Source organism: Caballeronia cordobensis, from assembly GCF_001544575.2.
Taxonomy (GTDB): Bacteria; Pseudomonadota; Gammaproteobacteria; order Burkholderiales; family Burkholderiaceae; genus Caballeronia; species Caballeronia cordobensis.
This window is the reverse complement of sequence record NZ_FCNY02000009.1, coordinates 280,578-306,625: the sequence shown is the minus strand read 5'-3', so window position 1 is coordinate 306,625 and position 26,048 is coordinate 280,578. Positions and strand designations below refer to the sequence as shown.

General features: G+C 65.5%; 22 protein-coding genes. 10 read left to right on the top strand and 12 right to left on the bottom strand.

Going from position 1 to position 26,048, the window contains the following annotated elements:
- Positions 1 to 204: 204 nt before the first annotated feature.
- On the bottom strand, positions 205 to 552 hold the full coding sequence (locus AWB70_RS19605; RefSeq protein ID WP_045454087.1) for a hypothetical protein: 348 nt from the start codon (positions 550 to 552) through the stop codon (positions 205 to 207).
- A gap of 248 nt (positions 553 to 800) precedes the next feature.
- Between AWB70_RS19605 and AWB70_RS19600 the strand changes: the two genes are divergently transcribed.
- The 4 genes from AWB70_RS19600 to AWB70_RS19585 are packed head-to-tail and all read left to right on the top strand — an operon-like array spanning position 801 to position 3,933.
- Positions 801 to 1,103, top strand: a complete 303-nt coding sequence (locus AWB70_RS19600; RefSeq protein WP_045455698.1) for an EF-hand domain-containing protein — start codon at positions 801 to 803, stop codon at positions 1,101 to 1,103.
- Between the two features lie 12 nt (positions 1,104 to 1,115).
- Positions 1,116 to 1,829, top strand: a complete 714-nt coding sequence (locus AWB70_RS19595; protein ID WP_014250919.1) for a response regulator — start codon at positions 1,116 to 1,118, stop codon at positions 1,827 to 1,829.
- Positions 1,826 to 3,172 carry an ATP-binding protein gene (locus AWB70_RS19590; protein WP_053569476.1) on the top strand — a complete coding sequence of 449 codons (1,347 nt, stop codon included), beginning with the start codon at positions 1,826 to 1,828 and terminating at the stop codon, positions 3,170 to 3,172. The genes AWB70_RS19595 and AWB70_RS19590 overlap by 4 nt, the downstream gene beginning before the upstream one ends.
- Positions 3,173 to 3,231: 59 nt before the next feature.
- Complete coding sequence (locus AWB70_RS19585; protein WP_041731710.1) at positions 3,232 to 3,933, top strand: helix-turn-helix domain-containing protein; 702 nt, start codon at positions 3,232 to 3,234, stop codon at positions 3,931 to 3,933.
- A gap of 278 nt (positions 3,934 to 4,211) precedes the next feature.
- On the opposite strand, the gene AWB70_RS19580 is transcribed toward AWB70_RS19585, so the two are convergent.
- Positions 4,212 to 5,207 (bottom strand): zinc-dependent alcohol dehydrogenase family protein, encoded by a 996-nt coding sequence (locus AWB70_RS19580; RefSeq protein WP_053569477.1) that lies wholly within the window; start codon positions 5,205 to 5,207, stop codon positions 4,212 to 4,214.
- A gap of 508 nt (positions 5,208 to 5,715) precedes the next feature.
- Between AWB70_RS19580 and AWB70_RS19575 the strand changes: the two genes are divergently transcribed.
- Positions 5,716 to 6,090 carry a DUF3564 family protein gene (locus AWB70_RS19575; RefSeq protein WP_041732201.1) on the top strand — a complete coding sequence of 125 codons (375 nt, stop codon included), beginning with the start codon at positions 5,716 to 5,718 and terminating at the stop codon, positions 6,088 to 6,090.
- Between the two features lie 19 nt (positions 6,091 to 6,109).
- On the opposite strand, the gene AWB70_RS19570 is transcribed toward AWB70_RS19575, so the two are convergent.
- The gene (locus tag AWB70_RS19570) at positions 6,110 to 6,301 is read right to left on the bottom strand and encodes a DUF2964 family protein (protein ID WP_014250924.1); all 192 of its coding nucleotides are present in this window, start codon (positions 6,299 to 6,301) and stop codon (positions 6,110 to 6,112) included.
- 160 nt (positions 6,302 to 6,461) lie between these two features.
- Between AWB70_RS19570 and AWB70_RS19565 the strand changes: the two genes are divergently transcribed.
- Positions 6,462 to 7,001, top strand: coding sequence for a phasin family protein (locus AWB70_RS19565; protein ID WP_232355443.1), 540 nt, complete (start codon positions 6,462 to 6,464; stop codon positions 6,999 to 7,001).
- Between the two features lie 71 nt (positions 7,002 to 7,072).
- Positions 7,073 to 7,885, top strand: a complete 813-nt coding sequence (locus AWB70_RS19560; RefSeq protein ID WP_053569478.1) for a class I SAM-dependent methyltransferase — start codon at positions 7,073 to 7,075, stop codon at positions 7,883 to 7,885.
- Positions 7,886 to 7,892: 7 nt separating this feature from the next.
- Here AWB70_RS19560 and AWB70_RS19555 read toward each other — a convergent pair whose 3' ends face one another.
- On the bottom strand, positions 7,893 to 10,043 hold the full coding sequence (locus tag AWB70_RS19555) for a serine/threonine protein kinase (RefSeq protein ID WP_053569479.1): 2,151 nt from the start codon (positions 10,041 to 10,043) through the stop codon (positions 7,893 to 7,895).
- Positions 10,044 to 10,476: 433 nt separating this feature from the next.
- Here AWB70_RS19555 and AWB70_RS19550 point away from each other — a divergent pair, with 433 nt between their 5' ends.
- Entirely contained in the window at positions 10,477 to 10,698 is a 222-nt protein-coding gene (locus tag AWB70_RS19550) for a hypothetical protein (RefSeq protein ID WP_014250928.1), read from the top strand.
- A gap of 7 nt (positions 10,699 to 10,705) precedes the next feature.
- On the opposite strand, the gene AWB70_RS19545 is transcribed toward AWB70_RS19550, so the two are convergent.
- On the bottom strand, positions 10,706 to 15,064 hold the full coding sequence (locus AWB70_RS19545) for a DEAD/DEAH box helicase (RefSeq protein WP_053569480.1): 4,359 nt from the start codon (positions 15,062 to 15,064) through the stop codon (positions 10,706 to 10,708).
- Between the two features lie 165 nt (positions 15,065 to 15,229).
- Between AWB70_RS19545 and AWB70_RS19540 the strand changes: the two genes are divergently transcribed.
- Complete coding sequence (locus AWB70_RS19540) at positions 15,230 to 16,528, top strand: glycosyltransferase family protein (protein ID WP_063786703.1); 1,299 nt, start codon at positions 15,230 to 15,232, stop codon at positions 16,526 to 16,528.
- A 187-nt stretch (positions 16,529 to 16,715) separates the two neighbouring features.
- Positions 16,716 to 19,115, top strand: a complete 2,400-nt coding sequence (locus tag AWB70_RS19535) for a phosphoketolase family protein (RefSeq protein ID WP_053569482.1) — start codon at positions 16,716 to 16,718, stop codon at positions 19,113 to 19,115.
- 70 nt (positions 19,116 to 19,185) lie between these two features.
- Here the strand turns inward: AWB70_RS19535 and AWB70_RS19530 are convergent, their stop codons facing one another.
- The 7 genes from AWB70_RS19530 to AWB70_RS19500 form a co-directional block, all read right to left on the bottom strand.
- On the bottom strand, positions 19,186 to 20,523 hold the full coding sequence (locus AWB70_RS19530; RefSeq protein WP_014250932.1) for an MFS transporter: 1,338 nt from the start codon (positions 20,521 to 20,523) through the stop codon (positions 19,186 to 19,188).
- A 33-nt stretch (positions 20,524 to 20,556) separates the two neighbouring features.
- Complete coding sequence (locus AWB70_RS19525; RefSeq protein ID WP_053569483.1) at positions 20,557 to 21,501, bottom strand: hydroxymethylglutaryl-CoA lyase; 945 nt, start codon at positions 21,499 to 21,501, stop codon at positions 20,557 to 20,559.
- Entirely contained in the window at positions 21,498 to 22,691 is a 1,194-nt protein-coding gene (locus AWB70_RS19520) for a CaiB/BaiF CoA transferase family protein (protein ID WP_045454110.1), read from the bottom strand. The genes AWB70_RS19525 and AWB70_RS19520 overlap by 4 nt, the downstream gene beginning before the upstream one ends.
- A 121-nt stretch (positions 22,692 to 22,812) precedes the next feature.
- The gene (locus AWB70_RS19515; protein WP_053569484.1) at positions 22,813 to 23,730 is read right to left on the bottom strand and encodes a LysR family transcriptional regulator; all 918 of its coding nucleotides are present in this window, start codon (positions 23,728 to 23,730) and stop codon (positions 22,813 to 22,815) included.
- Positions 23,730 to 24,116, bottom strand: coding sequence for a PaaI family thioesterase (locus AWB70_RS19510; protein ID WP_014250936.1), 387 nt, complete (start codon positions 24,114 to 24,116; stop codon positions 23,730 to 23,732). Before AWB70_RS19510 ends, AWB70_RS19515 begins: the two co-directional genes overlap by 1 nt.
- Before the next feature lie 299 nt (positions 24,117 to 24,415).
- Complete coding sequence (locus AWB70_RS19505; protein WP_014250937.1) at positions 24,416 to 24,607, bottom strand: hypothetical protein; 192 nt, start codon at positions 24,605 to 24,607, stop codon at positions 24,416 to 24,418.
- A 263-nt stretch (positions 24,608 to 24,870) separates the two neighbouring features.
- The gene (locus AWB70_RS19500; protein WP_053569485.1) at positions 24,871 to 26,043 is read right to left on the bottom strand and encodes an NAD(P)/FAD-dependent oxidoreductase; all 1,173 of its coding nucleotides are present in this window, start codon (positions 26,041 to 26,043) and stop codon (positions 24,871 to 24,873) included.
- Positions 26,044 to 26,048 lie beyond the last annotated feature (5 nt).

Below are 26,048 nucleotides of genomic sequence, written 5' to 3'. Positions count from 1 at the left end.
ACGCCATGAAACGGCGCGCCGCGCCGGGCTCGCCGGCGCATCGGCGCGTCGGCCGATGCGGTTCATCCAGTATAGAAGGCAGCGCCCAAGGTCACCGCGCTTTGCATCTTGCGTATTGCATCTTGCGCCTCGCATCTTGCGTATTGCATGACGCATTCAAAGCGCCCGATGCACTATGCTCTTGCCACGCGCGAGCGGCGTCGTTCAGCGCACCACGACGACGGGCGCCGCGAGCACCGGCTGCGCATACATCACGCGGACCGCCGGCGCGGGGGCATAGGCGGATACGGCCACCACCGGCGGCCTCGGCGGCGGCGGGGGCACAGCAACAGCCACGGGCGCGACGACCGGTTCGACCACCACGGTGCGCGCGGGCATGTAGTAGTACGTCGGCCTGGGCGGCGGCGCGTAGTAATACACGGGGCGCGGCGGCGCATAGACGATCGCGGGCGCGACATAAGAAACCTGCACGCTCGTTCCAGCCGACGCGGTCTTCGCGCAGGTCAGGCTGATGGCGGCAACGGCGGAAACGCTGAGCAAACGAATATTCATGGTGATGTCCTCATGCCTCGCAAGGTGGTCATTTCGGCGGAGCGCGAATCGCTCATGGGCCGGCGATGACAACGATAGCGAAGCGCCACGGGCAGCGTGAGACCTAACTTATTTCAGGCGATGTCGGCAGAATCTCGATGAAATGCGGCGACACGATTCATCGCATCCCCGAGATTGCGTTCGCCACGCGGCTCAATAGAATGGCATCACCGTTTCACGATCATTCGAATCGAATCAGGGAGAGCGCCATGCGAAAGATCCTCGTCATCCTTGCCCTATGCGCGGGGTGTGTCGCCCCAGGCGCCGCGTTCGCGCAAACCGCCACGCAGCCGATGGGCGCGAGCCCGCGCGTCGAACACGCGCTCGGCCAGTTGCAAACCCGCTTCTCGAGCGCCAACACGACGCACGACGGCAAGCTCACCCGCGAACAGGCATCGACGGGCATGCCAATGGTGGCGAAGCACTTCGACGAAATCGACACGCAAAAGAACGGCTACGTCACCCTGCCGCAGATCGAAGCCTTCATGCGCGAGCACGCCGCGCAACGCTGATCCGGAGACCCCATGGACACCCTGCCGAAAATCATCGTGCTCGACGACGAGGCCGAACTGCGCAACATGCTGCAGCGTTTTCTGAGTTCGCAGGGTTTCGAGGTGCGCGTGGTCGAGAACGGCAAGCGGCTCGACCGCTACCTTCAGCGCGAACCTTTCGATCTGCTGGTGCTCGACTGGATGATGGAGCCGGAAGACGGCCTCTCGGTCTGCAAGCGTCTGCGCGCCGAAGGCCAGACGCTGCCGATTCTGATGCTCACCGCCAAAGGCGACCCCGTCGACAAGGTCGTCGGCCTCGAAACCGGCGCGGACGATTACCTCGCCAAGCCCTTTCTGCCGCAGGAACTCGTCGCACGCGTGCGCGCGTTGCTGCGCCGCCAGAAGATCGCCGCGGGCGACCCGACGCATACGCAGCAGATCATCCGCTTCGGCGATTTCCGTCTCGATCTGAGCAAGCAGAAGCTGTATCGGAAGGACGAGCCGTTCGAGATTCATTCGGCGCAGATGCAATTGCTGGGCGCGCTCGGCTCGTCGCCGAACCGCGCGGTGAGCCGCGACAACCTCATCGCCCGCACGCGCGGCCGCGACCACGACGCGCTCGACCGGAGCATCGACGTGCAGGTGCTGCGGCTGCGGCAGATCGTCGAGGAAGATCCGGGCAAGCCGCGCTTCATCAAGACCGTGTGGGGCGTGGGCTACATGCTGCTCGCCGAAGTCGAATCGTGAGCGTCGTGCCGCGCTCTCTTTTCGCGCGCAACGTGCTGCTGCTCGTCGCGCTGGTCGCGGTGAGCCAGATTTGCGCGATCTCGGCACTGCTGCACTTCATTCAGACGCCGCGCATCGAGCGGGCGGCGGGCGCGTTCGCGAGCTATATCGTTACGCTCGACACGCTGCTCAAAACCACGCCGCCCGGCACGGTGAAAACCGTCTCCCCGCAGCTCGATTTGCGCGCCGATCTGCCCGCTGGCGCGAGCGCGACGCCGCCGGAATCGCGGCTGCGCTTCTATCAGTCATATTGGCGGCGAACTTTCGTCGAGAGTCTGCGGCGTCATCTGCCCGCGGACATGCTGGTGCGCTGGCAAGGCAGCGACACCTCCGACGATGGCCAGCAGCGTCTGTGGATACGCGCGCATCTGTCGGGCGAACCGCGCTGGCTCGCGCTGCCGGTGCCCGAAGCCGCGCACGACGACGGCCTCGCCACCGCGCTTCTGCTGTCGCTCGGACTGGGCGCGCTCGCGTTCGCGACGGCTTATCTGATCCAGCGCCACCTGAACCGCCCGCTCGCGGATCTTGCCGACGCCGCGCGGCTCGTCTCGGCGGGCGGCGAACCGGGCGTCCTCCCGACCGACGGCCCGACCGAAATCGCGCAGGTCAGCGGCGCGTTCAATCGCATGACGGCCGCGCTGAAGGAAGCCGAAGCCACGCGCGCGCTGATGCTCGCGGGCGTCTCGCACGACATCCGCACGCCGATGACCAAGCTGCGCCTCGCGATGGCGATGTCCTCCGTCCCGTCGACGGACGCGGCGTTCGCGGCATCGGCGGAAGGCTATCTGGACACCATCGACACGATTCTTCAGCAGTTCATGGATTACGCGGGCAGCGGCGCGAAGGAGACGCCCGTCGTCGGCGATCTCAACGCGCTGATCGCCAACCTCGCGGCCGATTTCGCCGGACTCGGACACGAATTCGCCCTCGATCTCGGCGAGATCGGGCCGTTTCCGTTTCGTCCGATCAGCATGATGCGCATGCTCATGAATCTGATGCAGAACGCGGTGCTGTACGGCGTCGTCGGACTGGAGGTGCGCACGTGGACCGACAGGCAGGCGAACACCGCATGCGTCGTGATCGCGGATCGCGGCAAGGGGCTCGGCGGCCAAGACCCGGAAGCGCTCAAGCAGCCGTTCAAGCGCGGCGGCGGCGAAGGCCAGCCGAAGGGCACGGGCCTCGGCCTTGCGATCGTCGAGCGCATTGCGCGGCTGCACGGCGGCACGCTCGAACTGCGCGCGCGCGAAGGCGGCGGCGCGCAATCGTGCATTGTGCTGCCGCTTTCGGGCGACGCCGCGCGCTAGCGAGACGGATTTTCCTTTCCTCCATCCGTGAACCATACTGGTCTGTAGGAGGAAACCTCATGGAACCGTCAATCGACTCAGGCGCTTCGCTCAGGCGCGGGGTGCGGGAAAGCGCGCCGACCTTGAACGTCCGTCTCTCGGACGCCGACGCCATTCCATTTCCGACGCGCACCGTCGAGCGCGGCGACGCGCTGTATTGCGCGGGCGAACCGCTGCGAAGCCTGTACACCGTGCAAAGCGGCTGCTTCAAGACCGTGGCGACCTATCCCAGCACCGACGACGATAGCGCCCCGCACACGCAAGTCACCGGCTTTCACTTCGCCAATGAAACGCTCGGCCTCGACGGCGTGTGCACGAGCCGTCATGAAAGCGACGCCGTCGCGCTCGAAACGAGCGTCGTGCGCATCATGCCGGTGGGCATTCTGGAACCGCTGTGCCGCGAATACGCTGCAATGCAGCACGAACTGCTCGCGATTATGAGTGCGGAAATCGTGCGCGCGTCGCGTCTCGCTTTGATGCTTGGCACGATGCCCGCGCGCGAGCGCGTCGCCGCCTTCCTGCTGGATTTTTCGGAGCGGCTCGAAGCGGGCGCGGCATCCGAACTGCTCCTCCCGATGACGCGTGCGGATATCGGCAGCTATCTCGGACTCGAACTGGAAACCGTGAGCCGCATGCTCTCGAAGCTGCAACGCGAAGGCGCAATCGGCCTGAACGGGCGTCAGGTACGCATAGTCGACCGCGCGATGCTCGCCCACCACTGAAGTCCCGAACGACCCTGCGGCCGCGCAGCGGGGCCGGAGCTAGCGAGGGCTGAGCCAACAAGTCATGCGCTGCGATGAGACGGACCGTGCGCGATCCAAGCCCGGCCCGGCGATGAGGGCACTCGCTACTGCCGGGCCATTCAGCCAATCGCCTGTGCCGCGGCCGGCATGAAGCACTTTGGATGGGGAGAGCTGCTTTCTTTGGTGACTTTCTTTGCAGCAGCAAAGAAAGTTACCCCCGCCCCGGGGAGGGGCAGTGCTAATAGACCGACACGAACTCAAGTTCTCAACGAAACGCCCAGAACCGCCGCCCCCGTCACCCTGCCCTCGCGAAGATCATCAAGCGCAGCATTAGCATCATCGAGCGCATAGCACGTCGTATGCAAATCGAGATGAACCTCCCCCGCGATGCGCATAAACGCCCGCCCATCCTCACGCGTGAGATTCGCGACCGACACCACACGCCGCTCCCCCCACAGCAGATCATAAGAAAACGAAGGAATTTCACTCATGTGGATGCCGCCACACACCACGGCCCCGCCTTTCGCCACCGCCTTGAGCGCCGTGGGCACGAGCGCACCGGCTGGCGCAAAGATGAGCGCGGCGTCGAGCTCCTCGGGCGGGGCCTCGTCGCTGCCACCCGCCCAATACGCGTTCAGATCGAGCGCAAGCTTCTGCGCGGCGAAATCGCCCGGACGCGTGAACGCATAGACCGCACGCCCCTGATGCCGCGCAACCTGCGCCACGATATGCGCTGCAGCGCCAAAACCGTAGATGCCGATACGTTGCGCGTCGCCCGCCATCGCAAGCGTGCGATAGCCGATGAGTCCCGCGCACAGCAGCGGCGCCGCTTCCACGTCCGAATAACGCTCCGGCAGGTGCAGACAATATCGCGCATCCGCAACGACGCGCTCCGCGTAGCCGCCGTCGATCGTATAGCCGGTGAAACCCGGCGTATCGCAAAGATTTTCGCGGCCCGACGCGCAATAGCGGCAATGTCCGCAGGTGGACCCGAGCCACGGCACGCCCACGCGCTCGCCGGGCGAAAACCCGCTCACGCCCGCGCCGAGCCGCGCGACCGTCCCGACGATTTCATGCCCGGGAATAACGGGCCGCTTCGGGTGAGCGAGTTCCCCATCGACGACATGCAGATCGGTGCGGCACACGCCGCACGCGTGGACATCGATGAGCAATTCGCCCGCACGCGGCGACGGGTCCGGCAGATCGCGCGGATGCAGGCGCGGCGCGCCGCCCTCGAAGACCATTGCTCGCATGGATGCTTCCCCTGTTTCGATGCAAAGAAAATTCGATTTCTTGCGGTGCAATGCCGTGGGGCACGAAAAGCCGTCGTGGTGCACCGATGCACGTTGCGCGAGCGGGCTTCGAACCCGATGATGCACTGCGTTCATCCGGTGCGAATCAGCGATCCGTGCGTCGAAATGCCTCCGATACTTGTCGCCAAGCCGTCAGAATGTGGTACTAAACTTCATACAAGCAGGCACGAAGCGAACCTACGCCACAAACGTAATTCGGCATCCGTCTTGCTTGTCTGATCCGAACGTCGGCATGCATGACGAACACCCCGGCGATGGAACCCATTACATGCGGCACGATTAAACTTATCTTCCGCAGGCAGTTCGAACCAGACATCGCGGCCCGTCACGGCCGCCGTAACGCCCTAACAATACGCGCGGTGCAAGCCGCCATTCAATCGACGACGCTCATGGCCGGCGCAAACGTGCTGAGCGTCTCGGGTCCATCGAATTCTTCATGGAGGATGACATGCGTATCACGGTCAAGCTGGATGGCTTCGAAGGCGCTCAATCCGCTGCGTTCGCCATCCTGTGGCTCGACAAGGAAACACGCCGCTGGTCGCGCGAGGGACACCAGGCGGTGGAGGTGCCTGACTGGGGCGGACTGCGCTCCGGCTCGAACGGAACGATGATCTGCGGACAGCACGTCGAAGATCCCATCTGCGTGCTCGAACGTCTCGATTTCGACGCGCCCAACGGCCCCCGCGAAGGTCTCGCGGGACGCGTGCTCTGGTATGCGGACGGCGCGGGCGTGAAGACCACCGGCCGCTGGCACGTGCAGTGCATCGACCGGGAGCAGATCAAGGCGGAACACGGCGTCTTCGCTGGCGAGGAGGACAGCTGACCCGTGCGTACAGGAATCGTCAGGGCTCGTCGCTCGGCAGCGGTGTAAGCATCACGACGAACGACGCAGCCCCGATGAGAATCGCGAGCACGCCGTAGTAGGTCACGGCCGTCTCGTCGAACAGCAAGCCGCGCAAAGCCGCATGGATGCCGCCCAACGTGAGGAACACGGCGCCCAGAGCCGCGACGATGCGCCCTTCACCCCTGATCATGATGTTCTCCCGACGGTCGGGCGGCGTGCTCGCGTGCGCCGCCGCCATGCTTCAATGGTCGCTCCGGCCGTGCGCCGCGATTTGACCTGCATCAAATCCAGACCGGTCGTTCTGGTGTTTTCCCTTGCCCCAAATCCACGGCTTATATTGGTAGTATCAGGTGCCGGCCGCGCGCGCGTTGGCATGGTTTCGCGCGCGGCCCATACCGGCCGGGTCAGGCTCGCCTTTTGCCCGCAAGCGTGGCTCGCATTCGACCGAAAGAACCTGGGGAGGCACGATGAATCAAAACTTCAGCGATCCGTTCAGCCAGTTCGCCGCCATGTTCCAGCAGTACCAGCTTCCGGGGTTCGACGTCACCGCGATCATGGAGTCGCGGCGCAAGGACGTCGAGGCGCTCGCGGCGACCAACCGCGTCGCGTTCGGCGGCATGGAAGCGCTGCGCGACAAACAGCTCGAAATCCTGCGCCGGACCCTGGGCGATCTGGAATCCATCGCAAAACAATTCGCCACCACGTCGACCCAGCCTCCCTTCAACGCCAACGAAGTCGTGCAACGCGCGCTGCACAACGCTCTCGCCGATATGCAGGACATCGCGCGCACCACCCAGCAGACTCAGGCGGAAGCCTATGCGCTCGTCAGCAAGCGCATGGAAGACGCGCTGAACGAGCTGAAAGCTTCTATCGAGAAGCCCAAGACCTAGCCTCGCGGCGCTCGCGGGGCCCGGCCTCCGGCAACGACCCAGGCCGCGCGAGCGGCGGGCGGAGGTGCGTCATGCAATTCGACGATTTCGCGGCGTTCGAGAAGGACGGCTGGGAGCATGTCGTCCAGTCGTACGAGGATTATTTCGGAAGGCTTACTGTTCAGTCGCATCCGGCGCTGCTCGATGCGCTTCAGGTCGGTCCCGGCACGCGCATGCTCGATGTCGCCGCCGGGCCCGGCAATCTGGCCGCCGCGGCGATCGAGCGTGGCGCGACCGCGGCGGCGGTCGACTTCTCCGCATCGATGATCGCGCATGCGCGCCAGCTTCATCCCGAGGTCGAATTCCAGATTGCGGGCGCCGAGCATCTGCCCTTCGATGCCGAAAGTTTCGATGCGGTCGGCATCAGCTTCGGCGTGCTGCATTTCCCGGAACCCGAACGCGCGCTGGAAGAAGCCGCGCGCGTGCTGCGACGGGGCGGGCGCGTCGCGTTCACCGCATGGACGCCGCCCGAGCGCGCCGTCGGCTTCGGCATGGTGCTCGATGCGATCCAGCTTCACGGCAAGCTCGATGTCGGTCTGCCGCCGTCGCCGCCCTTCTTCCGCTTCAGCGATCCCGAGGAGTGCGTGCGCGTGCTCACCGGGGCGGGCTTTGCCGCGGCGCGCGCCGACGAGGTCGAGCAGACCTGGCATCTCGTGCTGCCGGAAACGCCGTTCGACGGCCTGATGCATGGCGGAGTACGCATGGCGGCGCTGCTGCGCGCGCAATCGAAGAGCGCGCTCGCATCGATCGAACAGGAAGTGAAGACGCGCGTGATGGCGTATTCGCAGCACGGCGAGCTGCTCGTGCCGATGCCGTGCGTACTGGCCTCCGCTGCCAAGCCCTGAGCCGGACTTACTTCTTCGCCTGCGTCGTGATCTGGAAGATATCGACGGCCACGCGATCCTGTCCGTACTTGCCCGCGAGCGCGGACAGCCGTTTCTCGACGGCGCGCAGGTATTCGGTTTTGGCTTCGCTGTCGGGGCGCGGCGCATCGAAGAGCGGCGCGGGCGCAACGGTCAGCACGATCATCTCCGAGCCGAACGGCTTGCCGACGACCCAGTCGCCCATCGTCCCGATGGTCGCCGTGTAGTTCGGCGGCGCCTGATTGTCGCGCGAGCGCGCATTGGGGACGAGATGCACGACGCTGCCGTCGAGCATGTAGTAATCAACGTTGACGTAGGAATCGAACGCGGGCGTCATCAACTCGACGATGAGCGGATCGCCCTCGGTCAGGCGCGTCACGCGCGAACGCGTATGCACCGACGCCGGCCTGCCCGATTGCCGGTTGGTCGTCCAGTACGGGCCGAACACCTTGAGCAGATCGCATTTGTCGTCGGCGACCTGCTGCACGCCGAAGTTCGTCGTCTTCACGCCGGGCACGCGGCCGAGCGCTTCCTTGAGCCGCGCGAGGCCGTATTTCTGCGACACGAAGCCTTGCACGTCCACGGTCTGATCGTGCACCGACGCAACCAGCGCCGAGCACGGCACGCTCGCCAGCACGGGCGTGACGGCCGCCACGGTAAGTTCGGGCACGGGCGTCGCGGGCAAGGCGGGCGTGACGACCACAGCGGAAGCCGGCACGGCGCCGGGCGCATGCGGCGTCACCGTGCCGGATGCGCTGCCTTCGGATGGGGGTGGCGGCGCTTCGTGCGCGGTCTGCTCGCCGCCTTTGGACTCTTCGTAGAAGTAGTAGCCCGCGCCCGCGATCGCCGCCGCCACGACCACTGCCGCGCCGATCGCGATCTTGGGTGCGGCGCTTTTCTTCGCCTTGCGGCCCGCCGGCGTCGCGGCGTGCTCCTCGCTGATTTCATCGAGAAACTGCGCGACGCTCGGCGTTCTCGCTTCGCGTTCAAACGCGAGCGCGGCCTTGAGCGCCTTCCACTGCTTGCTGCCGAGATTTTCAGGGCGTTGCGGCTTCATGCCCGCGCTCTTCGCCTGCAACGCGGGCACGCGCTCGAACGGATGCTTCGCCGTCAGCAGTTCATACGCGATACAGGCGAGCGCGTAGATATCGTCGCGCGGATCGGGCTCGCGATGCTCCAGCATTTCCGGGCTCGCATACGCGGGCGTCAGCGCGCCGAGGCTGCCGGGATCGAACACGGTGGCTTCGGATTCTTCTTCAGGACGCTGAATCACGCGCGAAATGCCGAAGTCGATGACCTTTACTTCCGACGTGTCCGTCAAGAACACGTTGGCGGGCTTGAAGTCGCAGTGAACGAAGCCGCGCTCGTGCGCATACGCGAGCGCATTGGCCATGCCCTTGAAGATCGGAAAAACCTCGGCGAAGGGCATGCCCTTGAAATTCGGGTTCCGAAGCAACCGCGAGAGCGGCTGGCCGGAGAGATATTCCATCGTCAGATAAACGACCTGCCCGTCGCGGTCGAAGTCGTACACGGTGACGATGTTCCGGTGCGCGAGCTGCTGCGCCTTGCGCGCCTCGCGCTGCAACGCGATCAGCGATTTCGGATTGCCGCGGAACTGAAGATTGAGCACCTTGATCGCGACGTACGGCCGCCGGTCCGACGCCTCCAGCTTGCGCAGATCGAGCGCCTTGTACACGGTGCCCATGCCGCCGATGCCGAGACACTCCTCCAGCACGAAGCGGCTGTTGAGCGTGTCGCCGACGCCTTTCATCTGCTGATCGCGGTCCACGATCACCTGAGTCGCCTGGCCGAAGGTGCCGCCGGTGCCGCTGCTCGCATCGCCCGATGGCGGCGGCGAGAAGCCGGGCGTGGTCTGCAGGCGCGTTTCGTCACGGCCGGCGGGGCCGGTCGCGGAATCGGCGTCGGGACGCGTGCGCGCGGTGTGCTCGATGCGCCGCCGGATGGCCGCATAGATATCGGGCGGCAACGGCCGCGCCGCGTGCTCCGCGTCGAGGATCTCCATGAGCCGCTGCGGCGGAGTCTGCTCGGTCGCCAACGCCCCGTCCACGCCGGCAAAGAACTCGTCGCGCGACCCGCCGTCGCCCCGATATAGTCGAATCGCTTGCGCAAAACTTGTCATCTGTGGGACGCGACGCGGCTCCAATCGATCGACAATCCACTTGTCGTAACAAACCCCCGGTGCTCTGTCGATACTAGCCTTCGCATGGCGCTTGTGCAAATGGCGTTTTCGATCATGCGCGGCGTCGCGCACATGTCGTTCGGAGACCGACACATCGAGAGGAAGTGTCGGCGCACGAGCGGCAGATTCTTCGGAGCTTTGTTTCGCGTGGCGTGGACGGCGTTGGTGAAAACTTCGGCAAATCAACGCGTTGGCGCATGTGCGTGCGGCGGCGCGACGATCTGGCATGGCTCTCGCATCGATTTTGCAAACGTCCTTGCGGCAGAAGGCTCGCGCCTTTCGCCGCCATTGGCGTTTTTCCGACCGATGAACGCTTACGGCAGTTTGCCTATACTCATCGGAGACGTCGACTCCCCATCATGGAGGAACACTCATGCCAGTCATCAAAATCAGGGATCTCGCCGACAGCGTCGAGCTCGACAGACAGGCGATGAACACGATCGTCGGCGGCGCGCGCGACGGCTTGCGTCCGTCGTTTCGCATCCGGCTGGCGTCGAACGTGAACCGTGTCGTCGATTATCCGGGCGTGCCGGTAAAGGACGTGCCGGCCGCGCAGAGCGGACCATTCACGACGAAGCTCGTCAAGAAGACCTGACGCGCCGCTAATTGCGCAGCGCCACGCTCGCTCCCGCGCTTGCACCGCCGAGCGAACGCGCGCTGCGCTTCACCAGCGCGAGCCGCACGCGCTCGCGCCCTTCCCCTTCGAATTCCCCGAGATAGCGCGTCTTGCCCGCGATGACCGCGCCGACCGGCACGCCATCCAGATACAGCACACGATTGCCCGCCAGCGCCGGCACTTTCTCGCCCGGCAAAAGCGTGCCGACGAGATTGAGCGGATCGACCGCCGACAGCGCCACGAGCGCGCCGTCCTTCGGCCGCTTGCGCATGTCGCGCAGAAGCGGAACGGCGTCGGGCAGCGCGAACTGCTCGCCCGCGAGCCCCGCGACGAAGCGCCCGCCGCGAATCTCGCCGCGCGCTTCGAGCCGGTGATACACGCGCAGCAGATCGCGCCACGGCGGCAGCCATTGGGCTTCGCGTTCGAGCAGACGCCAGAACACGACACCGTAGCGCCGCAGCAGCGTCAGCGCGACGTGCTCGATATCGCCGTCGTCGCGCGCTTCGCCGGGTGTCGCGCGGCGCAGAAGCGCCCAGCGGCCGGCATCGTCCATTCCGCCGATGAACAGGCCGCCGCGCCGCGGACGGCGCGCAAACGCGTTGCGCTTCGCCGCTGGGGCGAGCAGCGCGCGCAAGCCCGCGAAGCTGTCCGCGTTGACGAGGCCGAGCGCGACCAGTTCGCCGAGCGCGTCTTCCAGTTCGGTGCGCAACAGCCGCACGTCGGCGAGAAGTTCGTCGAAGAACATCGCGCCGTGGGTTTTCAGCGCGTCGAACACGCGATCGGCGCGCGATGAAAGCTGCGGCGCTTCGTCGGGCGCCATCAAGGCGTTCCACGCGCCGAGATGACGGCGCGGCAGCAGCACGATGGGCGTGCCGCGCACCGGCCCGCCCGACGCGCGCGCGCGTCCCGCGGGACGCGTCCAGACGAGCTTGCCGGCGCGGCAGAGCTCGTCGAGCCACATGCCGGAATAATCGGCGATGCGCGCCGGCAGGATTTCGTCTTCCCACGCAACCGCCGGCGCCTCGAAACCTTCGAGCTGTTCGAGCACCGCGCCGAGCGCATCGCGGCCCTCGCCGTGGGCATCGGGCGCGACGCGCTGCCATTCGAGCAGAAAGCGCATGAAATCCTGCCGCTCGACCGGCTCGATCTCGCGCCGCAGCCGCCGCACGGTATAGCGATGAATCCGCGCGAGCAAATGCCGCTCGCACCACTCTTCGGTCCCGGCGCCCGGCGTGAAGCGGCCGCGCATGACATAGCCCTGCGCTTCGAGCCGCGTCAGCGCCAGCGCGATCGCCGAGGCGGGCAGCGCGAGCGGACGCGCGATGTCCGGCACGGTCGACGGCCCCGCGCCCGACAGCCGCGCGCGCACGATCTCGACGAGCGCATCGTCGGGCGCCCAGGCGTCGTCGAAGCCGGGAGGCGGCCGCAGCGCCGGATGCATCGGCGCATGTTCGTAGACCGCGCGCACGCACGCGAGCCGTTCGACGGGCGTCCATAGCGCGTCGTGGTCCGCGATCTGCAGGCGCGTTGCGCGGCCCGAACGCGCGAGCCCATCGAGCCATGCTTCCCACTGCGGATTGCGTTGCGCTTCGGCTTCGGTGATGCAGGCGAGCGTCGTCAGCGCCTCGTGCATTTCGTCGGCGCTCGTGACGTCCGGCCACGCTTCCTCGCGCACGCTCGCAATGGCTTCGGGATCGAGCGCGCCGAGATCGTCCGCGGATTGCGCATCGGTCCAGCGGCGCGCGAGCACCGCCTGCGTGCGGCGCTCTTCGAGCGGCGCGTCGTCGAGAAACGCGTAGGGCCGCGCCGAGAGAATCTCGGCCGCGAGCGGCGACGGCGCGGGCAGTTCGCGCGTGACGAGCCGCACCGCGCCCGTTTCGATGCGTCGCAGAAGCGCGAGCCACGCTTCGCTATCCATGGCGTCGTGCAGGCAGTCGTCGATCGTCTGCTCAACGAGCGGATGCGCCGGCACATCGCGCTCGCCGGCGATGTTCTCCGCGCACGCGACCTGATCCGGAAACACCGCCGCGAGCAGGTCCTCGCTTTTCATGCGCTGCAACTGCGGCGCGACCTTGCGCCCGCCCGTGTAGCGCGGCAGCGCGAGCGCGTTGGTCGCGTTCCAGCGCCAGCGCACGCCAAAAAGCGGCGCGTCGAGCAGCGCCTGAATCAGCAGATGCTCCGCCGTCGCCGATTTCAGATAGCGCCAGACCTCGTCGAGCGCAAAGCTGTGGCTGCCCGTCAGCGACAGCACGATGGCGTCTTCCGTCGCCGCCGCCTGCAGCTCGAAGTTGAAGGTGCGGCAAAAGCGCTTGCGCAGCGCGAGGCCCCACGCGCGATTCACGCGGCTGCCGAACGGCGCGTGGATGACGAGTTGCGTGCCGCCGGATTCATCGAAAAAGCGCTCCATGACGAGCGTGTCCTGCGTCGGCAGCACGGTGAGCGCGGCGCGCGAGCGCGCCAGATAATCGACGATCTGCCGCGCAGCTTCTTCGTCGATGCCGGTTTCTTCCGCGAGCCATGCGATCGCGGCATCGGCACTGCCTTGCGAGAGCCGCGCGTCGATCTCGCCGCGCAGCCGCGCAATGGCGTGCGAAAGCTCGTCGCTGCGGCCGGGCGCTTCGCCGAGCCAGAACGGAATGTTCGGCGGCTGGCCGTTCGCGTTTTCCACGCGCACGCGTCCGCCTTCCACTCGCACGATGCGGTACGACGTATTGCCGAGCTGGAAGATGTCGCCCGCGAGACTCTCGACGGCGAAATCCTCGTTCACCGTGCCGATCTGCAAGCCCTGTGGTTCGAGCAGCACGGCGAAATCGGCGTTGTCGGGAATCGCGCCGCCCGACGTGACCGCCGTCAGCTTGCCGCCGCGCCGGCCTCGCAGGGTGCGCGACACGGCGTCGCGATGCACGTAGGCCGCGCGCACGCCCTGCCGCCCGGTGTAGCCTTCCGCGAGCGTGCGCAGCACCGCCTCGTAATGCGCGCGATCCAGCGTCGCATACGGATACGCCTGCGTGATGCGCTCGAAAAGCGCGTCCTCGCTCCATTCGCGGCACGCCACTTCGGCGGTGATCTGCTGCGCGAGCACGTCGAGCGGCGCGTGCGGGATCGAGAGGGCGTCGAGCTCGCCGCGCCGCACGCAATCGAGCAGCGCGGCGCATTCGATCAGATCGTCGCGCGAAGTCGGAAAAAGCCGCCCCTTGGGCGTGCCGCCGACGTGATGCCCAGAGCGCCCGACGCGCTGCAGGAACGCGCCGATCGAACCGGGCGAGCCGATCTGGCAGACGAGATCCACGTCGCCGATATCGATACCCAGTTCGAGCGACGCCGTGGCGATCAGCACGCGCAGCTCGCCGCGCTTCAGGCGCTGCTCCGCCGCAAGCCGATGCTCGCGCGCGAGGCTGCCGTGATGCGCCGCGACCGCCTCTTTGCCGAGGCGCTCGGTCAAATGTCGCGCCGCGCGCTCGGCCATGCGCCGCGTGTTGACGAACACGAGCGTGGTCCGGTGCTGCGCCGACAAATCCGCGAGACGGTCGTAGACGCGCTCCCACATGTCGTTGGACATGATCGCTTCGAGCGGCATCGGCGGGATATCGAGGGCGAGATCGCGCGCGCGGGCATGACCGACATCGACGATTTCGCACGCATTGCGCTCCCCGACGAGGAACTTCGCGACCAGTTCAATGGGCTTTTGCGTCGCCGAGAGGCCGACGCGCACCGGGCGCGCTCCGCCCGCGTCCTCGCACAGCGCATCGAGGCGCGCGAGCGACAGGCTCAGGTGCGAGCCGCGCTTGCTGCCCGCGACCGCATGAATCTCGTCGACGATCACGGTGCGCGTGGTCGAGAGCATCGCGCGTCCCGAATCGGACGAAAGCAGCACGTAAAGCGATTCCGGCGTCGTCACGAGGATATGCGGCGGGCGCTTCTTCACGGCGTTGCGTTCCTGCTGCGTCGTGTCGCCGGTGCGCACGGCCGCGCGGATCTCGGGCGCGGCCACGCCGGATTCGCGCAAGGTCTGCGCGATGCCCGCGAGCGGCGCTTCCAGATTGACGTGTATGTCGTTCGACAACGCCTTCAGCGGCGACACATAGACCACGCGCGTTTCGTCCGGCAGCGCGCCGCCGAGCGCGATGCCGTCGCGCACGAGTTCGTCGATGGCGGCGAGAAAGGCCGTGAGCGTCTTGCCCGAGCCCGTCGGCGCGGCGACGAGCGTCGAGCGGCGCGCGTGCACGAGCGGCCACGCGCGCGCCTGCGCCGCGGTCGGCGCGGCAAAGCGCGAGCGGAACCAGCCCGCGACGGCGGGATGGAAGCCGCGCAGGGGGTCATCGGCGGAACGGGCTTTTCGGATCATTCGGACATTTTATGAGCGCTTGAGAAATCGCGTCTTTCCGTCAGTTTTCAGACGGCTCCGATGCGAACCGGGGCGTGCGGCAGCGATGCTAGACGGTTTAGCTCGCGCGGCCCGTCCGCGAGCGCATCGTGCGACGCACCGTCGCTTCTTCTCGTTTTCGCTTTCATGATCGTCATCAGCCTTCTGTTCGACCGCGCGCCCGGCGCGCTCGCCAATCATCGGCACTACGCCCGCGCGCAGGGGTATCGCCACGTCGAGATCGATATGTCGGACCTGTCCGGCAGCAACCCGGGCGTTCGCTGGGTCTATAAATACGAAACGCTGCTGCATTACTTGCACGAAGCCGCGCCGCATGAAATCGTGCTGCTGCTGAACGAAAACGCCGCCATTCTTCAGCCGGTGGAATTGCCGCTCCTGATGGCGGGCCGGGACTGGCTCGTCGTGCGCACCGAATCGGAGCATGCGCAGACGGACGTGCTCCTCTTCCGCAACACGGAGTCCGTGCGCCAGCAGATTGCGGATCTCCTCGGCACGTGCCGCTACGGATGCGCATTGCCGGAGCACGAAGCCGGCTTGCTGCAAGCCTTCGACGCCAGCCCGGCTCACTTTCGCATCGGCGACGTCTGTGTCGTCGCGCCGGTGGCGGCCAATCTCGAAAGCGTCTGGGCGACCTGGAATGCGTTCGCCGCCAGTTTTCGCGACGAAAAGCACCACCGGCGTTTTCGCGCCGCCGCGTTCGAGCACATCAACGAATGCACCGCGCGCGGGCTGCCGTATCTCTCTTTCCCGGATAACGGCGTGCGCGAGACAGCCACGCATAGCGTCTCGCAGCCGGGCCGCGCGATCGCGCTCGTCATGCTGTATACGCCGAACATCGCGCGTTACGGGCGCATCGCCGAGGCCAACTTCAGGCGCTATTGCGAGCGTCATGGCTATACGCTGTACGTGCATCGCGATATTCCGCCTCAACTGAACGACGGCAAAAGCTCCGGCAACTGGTTCAAGGCCGCCTTGCTGCGCGAATACCTGCCGCATCATCAATGGGTGTTCTGGCTCGACGCCGACGTGCTCATCAACGACATGAACCGGCGGCTCGAACCGCTCACGCACGAGCGCAACACCGTGCTTGCGCGCGACGTCGGCACGTGGAGTTTCAACTCCGGCATCATGGGCTTTCAGCGCAATCAGGAAAACTACGACGCGCTGGCGCACATCATGAACGAGTGCGCGCAGGTGGACGACAAGTCGCACGTCTACGCAAGCCAGGGCGACCAGCACTTCTTCATTCGCGCCTTCGAGGCGCAGTCCGGCTTCGACACGGCACAGATTCACAGCTTCATCGATCTGAATACGCCGTGTGTCTACCGCCGGCCGGACAGCTTCATGGTTCATTACATCGGCATGTGGCAGGACAACCGCGCCGTGCTGATGGACTACGACCTCAAGCACACCGCGATGGAATGACGCGCCCCGCTGTCGATCCGGCCGAACCGCTTTAAGATGGTTTGCGACGCTTGAAACCGGCGTCGCGCTCGCTGCAACCGTCACGCCACATACACCCTCGATCATGGAACCGCGCGCAGGAGCCAATCCTGCGCGAAGCCGCACGCACGACGCTCGACCCATCCTTTCATTTGCCAAGGAGAAGCAATTGAACGACGACGTCACGCCCTCGACCGCTCTCGAGACCCCTCTCGCCCCCGATCTCCTCGCGAAAATCGACGCGTACTGGCGGGCCTGCAATTATCTTTCGGCCGGCATGATCTACCTGCGCGCGAATCCGCTGTTGCGCGAGCCGCTCAGGCCGGAACACATCAAACGGCGTCTGCTGGGCCACTGGGGCTCCGATCCGGGCCAGTCGTTCGTGTGGGTGCATCTGAATCGCCTGATCAAACGCGACGATCTGAACGTGCTGTTCGTCTCCGGCCCCGGACACGGCGCGCCGGCGACGCTCGCGAACGCCTGGCTCGAAGGCCACTACTCGGAAATCTATCCCGATCGCAGCGCCGACGAGCGCGGCATGCTGAAGCTGTTTCGCGCGTTTTCATCGCCGGGCGGCATCGGCTCGCACTGCACGCCGGAGACGCCGGGGTCCATCCACGAAGGCGGCGAGCTCGGCTATAGCCTCTCGCATGCGTTCGGCGCGGCGTTCGACAATCCCGATCTGATCGTCGCGACCGTTGTGGGCGACGGCGAAGCGGAAACCGGCCCGCTCGCCACCTCGTGGCATTCGAACAAGTTTCTCAATCCCGCGACCGACGGCGCGGTGCTGCCGATCCTCCATCTGAACGGCTACAAGATCGCCAATCCGACGATTCTCGCGCGCATTCCGCACGACGAACTCGACGCGCTCTTCAAGGGCTACGGCTACACGGCGCATTTCGTCGAAGGCGACGAGCCCGAGGCGATGCATCAGCGCATGGCGGCGACGCTCGAACGCTGCATCGGCGAAATCCGCGCGATTCAGGCGAACGCGCGCGCAAATCCCGAAAACGTGACGCGCCCGCGCTGGCCCATGATCGTCCTGCGCACGCCCAAAGGCTGGACCGGCCCGAAGGAAGTGGACGGCCACAAGGTCGAGAACTACTGGCGCTCGCATCAGGTGCCGATCGCCGATCCGGCCAGCAATCACCGCAATCTCGCGCTGCTCGAAAGCTGGCTGCGCAGCTACCGGCCCGAGGAACTCTTCGACGAAGACGGCCGCCCGGTCGACACGCTGCGCGCGCTCGCGCCTGAAGGCACGCGGCGCATCAGCGCGAATCCGCACGCGAATGGCGGCGTGCTGCCGCAATCGCTCGATCTGCCCGATATCCGCGACTACGCGTTCGAGTTCAAGCGCGCGGCGAGCGTCTATCAGTCGCCGACGGCCGTGCTCGCCACCTTCCTGCGCGACGTGATCCGCCGCAACATGACGCGCTTCCGTCTCTTCGGCCCGGACGAAACCGCGAGCAACAAGCTCGATGGCGTCTACGAGGCGTCCGGCAAGCGCTGGCTCGCGCAAACGCTGCCCGAGGACGACGACGGCGGCGCGCTGTCCATCGATGGCCGCGTGATGGAAATGCTCTCCGAGCACACGCTCGAAGGCTGGTTCGAAGGCTATGTGCTGACGGGCCGCCACGGCCTCTTCGCGACCTACGAAGCCTTCGTACACGTGATCGACTCGATGTTCAACCAGCACGCGAAGTGGCTCGAAAAAGCGAAAAACGAACTCGCGTGGCGCCGCCCGGTTCCCTCGATCAACCTGCTCATCACGTCGCTCGTGTGGCGGCAGGATCACAACGGCTTCACGCACCAGGACCCCGGCTTTCTCGATGTCGTCACCAACAAGAGCCCGGGCGTCGTGCGCATCTATCTGCCGCCCGATGCGAACTGCCTCTTGAGCGTCGCCGATCACTGCCTGCGCACGCACGATTACGTCAACGTGATCGTCGCGGACAAGCAGCCGCATTTGCAGTACCTGAGCATGCGCGACGCGATCGTGCATTGCGCGAAGGGTATCGGCATCTGGGACTGGGCCTCGACCGATCAGGGCGCGGAACCGGACGCGGTGATCGCGTGCGCGGGCGATATCGCGACGATGGAAGCGCTCGCCGCCGTCGAGATCCTGAAGGCGCATTGCGCCGACCTCAAGATTCGCTTCGTGAACGTGGTCGATCTGTTCAGGCTGCTGCCGGACACCGATCATCCGCACGGCCTGTCGCATCGCGATTTCGATTCGATCTTCACGCGCGACAAGCCCGTGATCTTCAACTTCCATTCATATCCGACGCTCGTGCACAAGCTCACGTACAACCGCACGAATCACGCGAACATGCACGTGCATGGGTATCGGGAGCGCGGCAATATCAACACGCCGTTCGAGCTCGCGATCATCAACGGCGTGGACCGCTACACGCTCGCGATCGACGTGATCGACCGCGTGCCGCGCATCGCCGGCAGCAGCGCGCATACCAAGGAATGGCTCAAGAATCAGATCATCGAGAGCGTGCGGTATGCGCATGAGGAAGGCATCGACCGCGACGAGATCCGCGAGTGGACCTGGAAGGGTTGAAGCGCAAAGCGCCCGGGGGAGTGTCCGCCGGGCGCTTTGACTTTGAGAAACGCTTACACTCGCCGAAGCCTCAAGCCTTGTGCTCCGAGTGGTCCCGCTGCCTGAGGGATTGCGGCAAGCCGAACAGCAGCAGCAGCGCGCAGATCACGCTCATCGCGCCGATCGCGTACAGCGCGGGCGTCGTGCTGCCCATCGTGTCGCGGATGCGGCCCACCATCACCGGGCTGACGATGCCGCCGAGCTGCCCGAGCGTATTGATCAACGCGATGCCGCCCGCCGCGCCCGCACCCGTCAGCAGCTTGGGCGGCAACGCCCAGAACGCCGGGATCGATGCGATCACGCCCGCGCCCATCACGCCGAGGGCGGCGATCAGAAGGGTCGTCTGCTTGTCGAAGATGCCCGCCGCGAAGAAACCCACCGCCGCCATCACGAGCAAGATCGCGACGAACTTGCGGCGCTCGCCCGACCGGTCCGACATGCGCCCGACCACCACCATGCAGATTGCGCCGCAGATATACGGCACCGCCGTCAGAAGACCGATGATCGTCGGATTCTGCGTGCCCGCCGCGCGGATCAGGTGCGGCGCCCAGAAGTTCAGACCGTACGACGCGATCTGGATCAGGAAATAGATCAGGCCGAGCATCAGAAAGCCGGGCGTCTTGATCGCGCCGAACAGCGAATGGCCGGTGTCCGTGTGCTGGCTTTGCGTCGAAATCTGGCTCTTCAGATACGTCTTCTCGGACGCGGTGAGCCACGCGGCGTCATCGACGCGATCCTTCAGCACCTTCAGCACGAGAAAGCCGAGCAGCACGCACGGCAGGCCGCCGAGCAGGAACAGCCAGTGCCAGCCGGCGATGCCGAACACGCCGTTCATGTGGCCGAGCACGAGACCCGAAATCGGCGCGCCGACGAGACCCGAGAACGCCGACGCCAGAAACAGCAGCGACGTGATGCGGCCGCGATAGCTCGCCGGGAACCACAGCGTCAGGTAATACAGCACGCCGGGCGCGAAGCCCGCTTCCATCGCGCCGATGATGAAGCGCAGCCCGTAGAACTGCCATTCGGTCTGCACGAAGACCATCAGCGCGGTCGCGATGCCCCACGAAATCATGATGCGCGCGATCCAGCGGCGCGCGCCGACCTTGTAGAGCAGCATGTTGCTCGGCACTTCGAAGAGCACGTAGCCGATCACGAAAAGGCTCGCGCCGAGACCGTAAGCGGTATCCGAAAAGCCTAGCGAGCTTTGTAGCTGAAACTTCGCGAAGCTGATGTTGATGCGGTCGAAAAACGCGAACAGATAACACAGCATGATGAGCGGCATGAGCCGCCACGCCACTTTGCGGATGATGTCCGCGGTGTTTTCGGTCGCTTGCGGCTCGTTAGCCGTGCCTACGCTCAGATCGCTCATGTTTGTCTCCGATGATGTTTTGGTCTTTTGAATTCAGATGGCCCGCACGTAATCGGGCGCCGGATGCAGATCGCAGTTGCGTCCCGCCTTCGCGACCTGGCCGGACACCTCATGGCCGACGAGCGCGGGCACCGTGCGCGACAGCGCGATCAGCTTCTGCAGATCGACGCCCGTCGGAATTTCCATTTCGTCGCACAGATTCACGAGGTCTTCGGTGCAGATGTTTCCCGACGCGCCCGGCGCGAACGGGCAGCCGCCGAGACCGCCGAGCGCGGCGTCGAAGCGGCGCGCGCCCACGTCGTAGGCGGCGAGCACGTTGGCGAGGCCGAGGCCGCGCGTGTTGTGAAAGTGCAGCGTCAGATCGGCGGCGGGCACGTGTTCGAGCACGCGGGCGACGAGCCGAGCGACCTGACGCGGATTCGCCATGCCCGTCGTATCGGCGAGGGTGACGCCCGCGATGCCCATCTCGCGATACGTCCGCGCAATCGACACGACACGGTCTTCATCGATGCGCCCTTCGAACGGGCAGCCAAACGCGGTGGCAATGGTGGCGTTCAGCGTCACGTCGGCGTCGCCCTGAACCCGCTTCACGATATCGCCGAAACCGGCCAGCGAAGCCTCGCAGCTCATGCGCATGTTGGCGCGGTTGTGCGTCTGGCTCGCGGACATCACGAGGTTCAGCTCGTCCGCCTGCGCGGCGAGCGCGCGTTCCGCGCCCTTCGCGTTCGGCACGAGCGCGACGTAGATCGTCCGCAAGGAACGGCGGATGCCGTTGAACACGGCGTCGCCGTCGCGCAATGCGGGAATCGCTTTCGGCGACACGAACGAGCCCGCCTCGATGCGCGTGAAGCCGCACGCGGAAAGGCCGTCGATCAGCGCGATCTTGTCTTCGGTCTCGACCCACTGCTTTTCGATCTGCAGGCCGTCGCGCGGCGCGACTTCCTGAACGATCAAGGGTTCTTTGCATTCGTAATTCATTGCACCGCTCCCGCGGCGCGCAGCCGCTCCACTTCGTCCGCATCGAAACCGAGCGCTTCGAGCACTGGCGCCGTGTGCTCGCCGAGCGCCGGACCCTGCCAGCGCACTTCGCCCGGCGTGTCGGAGAGTTTCGGCACGATGCCCGGCATCTTCACCGCGACGCCGCCCGGCAGGTCCGCCTGCAACAGCATGTCGCGCGCTTGATAGTGGGCATCCTCGACGATGTCCGCGACCGAATAGATGCGGCCCGCCGGCACTTCCTCGCGCTCCATCGTCGCGAGCACCTCGTTCATCGAGTGATGCGAAGTCCATGCGGTGATCGCTTCGTCGAGCATCGCGCTCTGCTTCACGCGGCCGTCGTTGTGGGCGAGCGCGGGATCGTCGGCGAGATCGGCGCGGCCGATCACGTGCATCAGGCGCTTGTAGATCGGATCGCTGTTGCCCGCGATCACGACGAAGCCGCCATCCTCCGTGCGATACGTGTTCGACGGCGCGATGCCCGGCAGCGCCCCGCCGCTGCGCTCGCGCACATGGCCGAGCAGGTCGTATTCGGGGACGAGACTTTCCATCAGGTTGAAGACGCTTTCGACGAGCGACACATCGACCACCTGGCCGTCGCCCTGGCCGGTCTTCACGCGCAGTACCGACATCAGCGCGCCGATCACGCCGTGCAGCGAGGCGAGCGAATCGCCGAGGCTCACGCCGACGCGCGCGGGCAGCCCTTCGGCGTCGCCGGTCGTGTAGCGGATGCCGCCCATCGCTTCGCCGATCGCGCCGAAGCCCGGACGATCGCGGTACGGACCGGTCTGTCCGTAACCGGAGATGCGCACCATCGTCAGCTTCGGGTTGATGGCGTGCAGCACGTCCCAGCCGAGGCCGAGCTTTTCGAGCGCGCCGGGACGCATGTTTTCGATGACGATGTCCGCGTCCGCCGCCAGCCGCTTGATGACGCCGGCGCCTTCGGGCGACTTGAGGTTGACGCACACCGACTTCTTGTTGCGCGACTGCAGATACCACCAGAGCGAGGTGCCCTCGTGGAGCTTGCGCCATTTGCGAAGGGGATCGCCGCCGTTGGGCGTTTCGATCTTGATGACTTCCGCGCCGAATTCGGCCAGCATGCGCGCCGCGAAAGGCGCGGCGATCAACGTGCCGATCTCGATGACGCGAATGCCCTGAAGGGGTCCGCTCATGCTGCTTGTCTCCTGAAATTTGTGCTGTGAGACAAGCTTATTGGCGAACGCTACGCCCCGTCCAACCGCATTTCGGCAAGCACCGTTCGCCAAACGCGAACGCTCGCGGGGATTTTGAAAGCTAGCCGCGCGCTTCGACGGTGCGCAGATGATCGAACAGCAGCCGGCTCACCGGCGAAAGCGCATCCGAATCGCGCACGACGATGACGAGACTGCGCGCGGCCCATTCCTCGTCGAGCGCTACGGCGGCAATTCCGAGCTGGCGGCCCATCGCTTCGAACACTTGCAGCGGCAGCACGCCCACGCCCATGCCGGCCTGCACCATGCGGCAAACGGCGTCGAAACCCGGTACGTGGATGCGCAGCCGCAGCGCGCGCCCCGCCTGTCGTGCGGCGAGATGGGTGCGCATGTTGATGGAGCTGGCCGAGTGCAGGCCGATGTGATCGAAATCGAGCGTGTCGGCGAACGCCACGCTTTCGCGATGCGCCAGCGGATGATCGCCCGGCGTCACGATGCACAGGCGGTCGTGCCGGTAATGCGCGCTTTCGAGGCCGCGCGTGTCGGCGTCGCCCGAGCAGATGCCGAGATCGACGAGACTGTCCGCCACGCCTTCGACGATGCCGCCGCTCGGCCTTTCCTCCAGATCGATCTTGATCTGATCGTGCACGGACGAGAACGCGCGCAGGTCTTCCGGCAGGAATTCGACGATCGCCGACAGATTCGCCATCATCCGGACGTAGCCGCGCACGCCGCTCGCGTGCTCCGCGAGTTCGATGCCGATGTTCTCGACATCGCGCAGCACGCGCCGCGCGTGATGCAGCAGCGTTTCGCCCGCGGGCGTCAGGTCCATGCCGCGCGCCTTGCGCTCGAACAGCACCGCCCCCACCGCCTGCTCCAGTTCGAGCAGCCGCTTGCTCGCCGCCGAGACCGCGATCGCCTCGCGCTCCGCCGCGCGCGTCAGCGTGCCTTCCTCGAACACCGCCAGAAAGAGCTGCAGCGTCGTGAGATCCAGACGTCTGAGAAGATTTCGCGTGGCCATCAGCGCGCGTATTTGAAGGTGCCTTGCGCGCTCGCGATCATCACGCGGCCGTCGATCCACGCCTCGCCGCGCGCGAAATACACCGAGCGGCCTTGCCGTTCGAGAAAGCCCTTCGCGACGACCTGATCGCCAATGCCGCGATCCAGGTAATTCACCGTGAGCGAGAGCGTGAAGCCGTGCACGGGCGCGGCGCCCGTCGTGAAAAGACCCGCGTAGCCGCAGGCCGCGTCGAGCAGCGTGGCGATCGCGCCGCCTTGCAGGATGCGCTGCCGGTTCAGATGACCGGCATGAATCGGCATCCTGAATTCGGCGTAGCCCGCCCGCCATTCGGTGAAGACCGCGCCAAGCGCTTCGAGAAACGGATTGTCGAGATCCAGATTCGCCACCTTTGCTCCTGATATCGCCTCGTTGCGAGCGATTGTGCCATCGGCGGGGGCGGGCTGCCGAACGCGGGCGGACCGTGGCGACGCACGGCAAACATGAAAAAACCCGCACGCGGCGGGTTCGATTTACACGGCGTCTTCTGTCAGATAACGCACACACACGGCCGCATTACCGAATGAATATCACCGGCATTACACGTTTCATGAGGTCGCGTCATGAATCACGCCATGCGCGTCATCTCTCAAGTTTATGCGCGCGATGACAAACCGTGTCAGGCGCGCAACACACTGTTTTAAGGCGTTCAGTTATAGCCGCGAATCACGCAGGAATTTTTTTCCTCTTCGGTTTTGGCAAAACGTCCGCAGATCTCCGCGACATATTCTGGCGCCGCCGATACCTGTGTGGACCGGTGCGACACGGGGACGCTCGTATCGTGAGGCATTTCGCCTTCATCGATCCAGGCATAGTAATGCGCGCTCGTATTGGCTTCCATGTTTTGTCTCCTTTCGTTAAAGCGCGAAAAAGCGTTTGATGGTTCCAGAATGCGCTTCTCGAAGGCGGCTGGCCCTAGTGGATTTCATTAATGGACGCAGCCCGATTGCATGACGATGATGATAAGAATGCCCGTTCGAAACGCACCGGCAAACCGGTCTCAATGCGCTTGTCTATTTCCGTAGCTAAAAAAATGCCCGGTTCGGGACCGGGCAGACTTAAATCATCGATTATGGAAAAAGGCATTCGCCGGTCTTTTATCTGTTATACGACATTCTTTTCGATGAACGGGCGCCCTTCGAGCACGCGCGTCCAGTCGAGCGGCGATAAATCCAGCGTTTCGTAGCGTCCGTGCAGGATGAGTTCGCTCACGCCGCGTCCCGTCGCCGGGCCTTGCTGCAGCCCGTGTCCGCTGAAGCCGTTCGCGAAAATGCAATTCTCGACGTCCGGGTGCGCGCCGATGATCGCATTCTGGTCGAGCACGTTGTATTCGTAATAGCCGGACCAGCAGCGCTCGACGCGCAGCGCCTCGAATTCCGGCACGCGGTGCGCGAGCGTCGGCCAGATCACATCGTCGAACAGCGCGTGATCGACCTGATCGAGCGGCAGGTCGTCGGGGTCGTTGTCCGCCGAGGGCGACGTGCCGCAAATATACGTGCGCCCCTCCGGACGGAAGTAGACGCCGCTCGGATCGATCAGCAAGGGCGCGCGTTCGAGCTTCGCGGGCGACGACACGTTGAAGATGCTGCGCCGCCGTGCATACACCGGAATCTCGACGCCGAGCATCGCCGCGACGCCGCGCGCCCACGCGCCCGCCGCGTTCACGAGGACATCGCACGCGTAGGTTTCGCCGTTCGCCGCGCGCACGGCCGTGGCACGCCGGCCCGCGCGTTCGATGCCGACCACTTCCGTCGGCACATACCGCGCGCCGAGCGCTTGCGCCTTGCGCCGCAACGCCTGCACGAGGCCGTAGCCATCGAACCAGCCCTCGCCGCTTTCGCCGAACGCGCCCGCCGCGAGATCCTCGGTGTTCAGCCACGGAAAGCGCGCTTGCAATCGCGCGGGATCGAGCAGGCTGATGTCCGCGCCGAGTTCGCGCTGCAACGCGTGATTCTCGCGCAGCGTCGCCTCGCCCTGCGCGGTCGCGAGAAACAGATAACCGCCCTCGTGCAGATCGATCGACGGACGCTCGCCATCCACTTCGAGCCGCTCGCCGACCGATCGCAGGAACTCGATGCCGAAGAGCGACATGCGCACGGAAAGCGGCGTGGAGAACTGCTGCCGGATCGACGCCGCCGAAAGCGCCGACGACGAGCACGCGTAAGTCGGATCGCGCTCGATCACCGTGACCGGCACGGACGGATCGGCCGCACGCAGAAAATACGCGACCGAACTGCCGATCACCCCACCACCGACGATGACAACGCCTGGACTCACCGTGC

Excerpts from the sequence above, each read along its gene's own strand:
- AWB70_RS19605 (WP_045454087.1), bottom strand. The coding sequence starts at position 552 with ATGAATATTCGTTTGCTCAGCGTTTCCGCCGTTGCCGCCATCAGCCTG.
- AWB70_RS19600 (WP_045455698.1), top strand. The coding sequence starts at position 801 with ATGCGAAAGATCCTCGTCATCCTTGCCCTATGCGCGGGGTGTGTCGCC.
- AWB70_RS19595 (WP_014250919.1), top strand. The coding sequence starts at position 1,116 with ATGGACACCCTGCCGAAAATCATCGTGCTCGACGACGAGGCCGAACTG.
- AWB70_RS19585 (WP_041731710.1), top strand. The coding sequence starts at position 3,232 with ATGGAACCGTCAATCGACTCAGGCGCTTCGCTCAGGCGCGGGGTGCGG.
- AWB70_RS19580 (WP_053569477.1), bottom strand. The coding sequence starts at position 5,207 with ATGCGAGCAATGGTCTTCGAGGGCGGCGCGCCGCGCCTGCATCCGCGC.
- AWB70_RS19575 (WP_041732201.1), top strand. The coding sequence starts at position 5,716 with ATGCGTATCACGGTCAAGCTGGATGGCTTCGAAGGCGCTCAATCCGCT.
- AWB70_RS19570 (WP_014250924.1), bottom strand. The coding sequence starts at position 6,301 with ATGATCAGGGGTGAAGGGCGCATCGTCGCGGCTCTGGGCGCCGTGTTC.
- AWB70_RS19560 (WP_053569478.1), top strand. The coding sequence starts at position 7,073 with ATGCAATTCGACGATTTCGCGGCGTTCGAGAAGGACGGCTGGGAGCAT.
- AWB70_RS19555 (WP_053569479.1), bottom strand. The coding sequence starts at position 10,043 with ATGACAAGTTTTGCGCAAGCGATTCGACTATATCGGGGCGACGGCGGG.
- AWB70_RS19550 (WP_014250928.1), top strand. The coding sequence starts at position 10,477 with ATGCCAGTCATCAAAATCAGGGATCTCGCCGACAGCGTCGAGCTCGAC.
- AWB70_RS19545 (WP_053569480.1), bottom strand. The coding sequence starts at position 15,064 with ATGATCCGAAAAGCCCGTTCCGCCGATGACCCCCTGCGCGGCTTCCAT.
- AWB70_RS19540 (WP_063786703.1), top strand. The coding sequence starts at position 15,230 with ATGATCGTCATCAGCCTTCTGTTCGACCGCGCGCCCGGCGCGCTCGCC.
- AWB70_RS19530 (WP_014250932.1), bottom strand. The coding sequence starts at position 20,523 with ATGAGCGATCTGAGCGTAGGCACGGCTAACGAGCCGCAAGCGACCGAA.
- AWB70_RS19525 (WP_053569483.1), bottom strand. The coding sequence starts at position 21,501 with ATGAATTACGAATGCAAAGAACCCTTGATCGTTCAGGAAGTCGCGCCG.
- AWB70_RS19520 (WP_045454110.1), bottom strand. The coding sequence starts at position 22,691 with ATGAGCGGACCCCTTCAGGGCATTCGCGTCATCGAGATCGGCACGTTG.
- AWB70_RS19515 (WP_053569484.1), bottom strand. The coding sequence starts at position 23,730 with ATGGCCACGCGAAATCTTCTCAGACGTCTGGATCTCACGACGCTGCAG.
- AWB70_RS19505 (WP_014250937.1), bottom strand. The coding sequence starts at position 24,607 with ATGGAAGCCAATACGAGCGCGCATTACTATGCCTGGATCGATGAAGGC.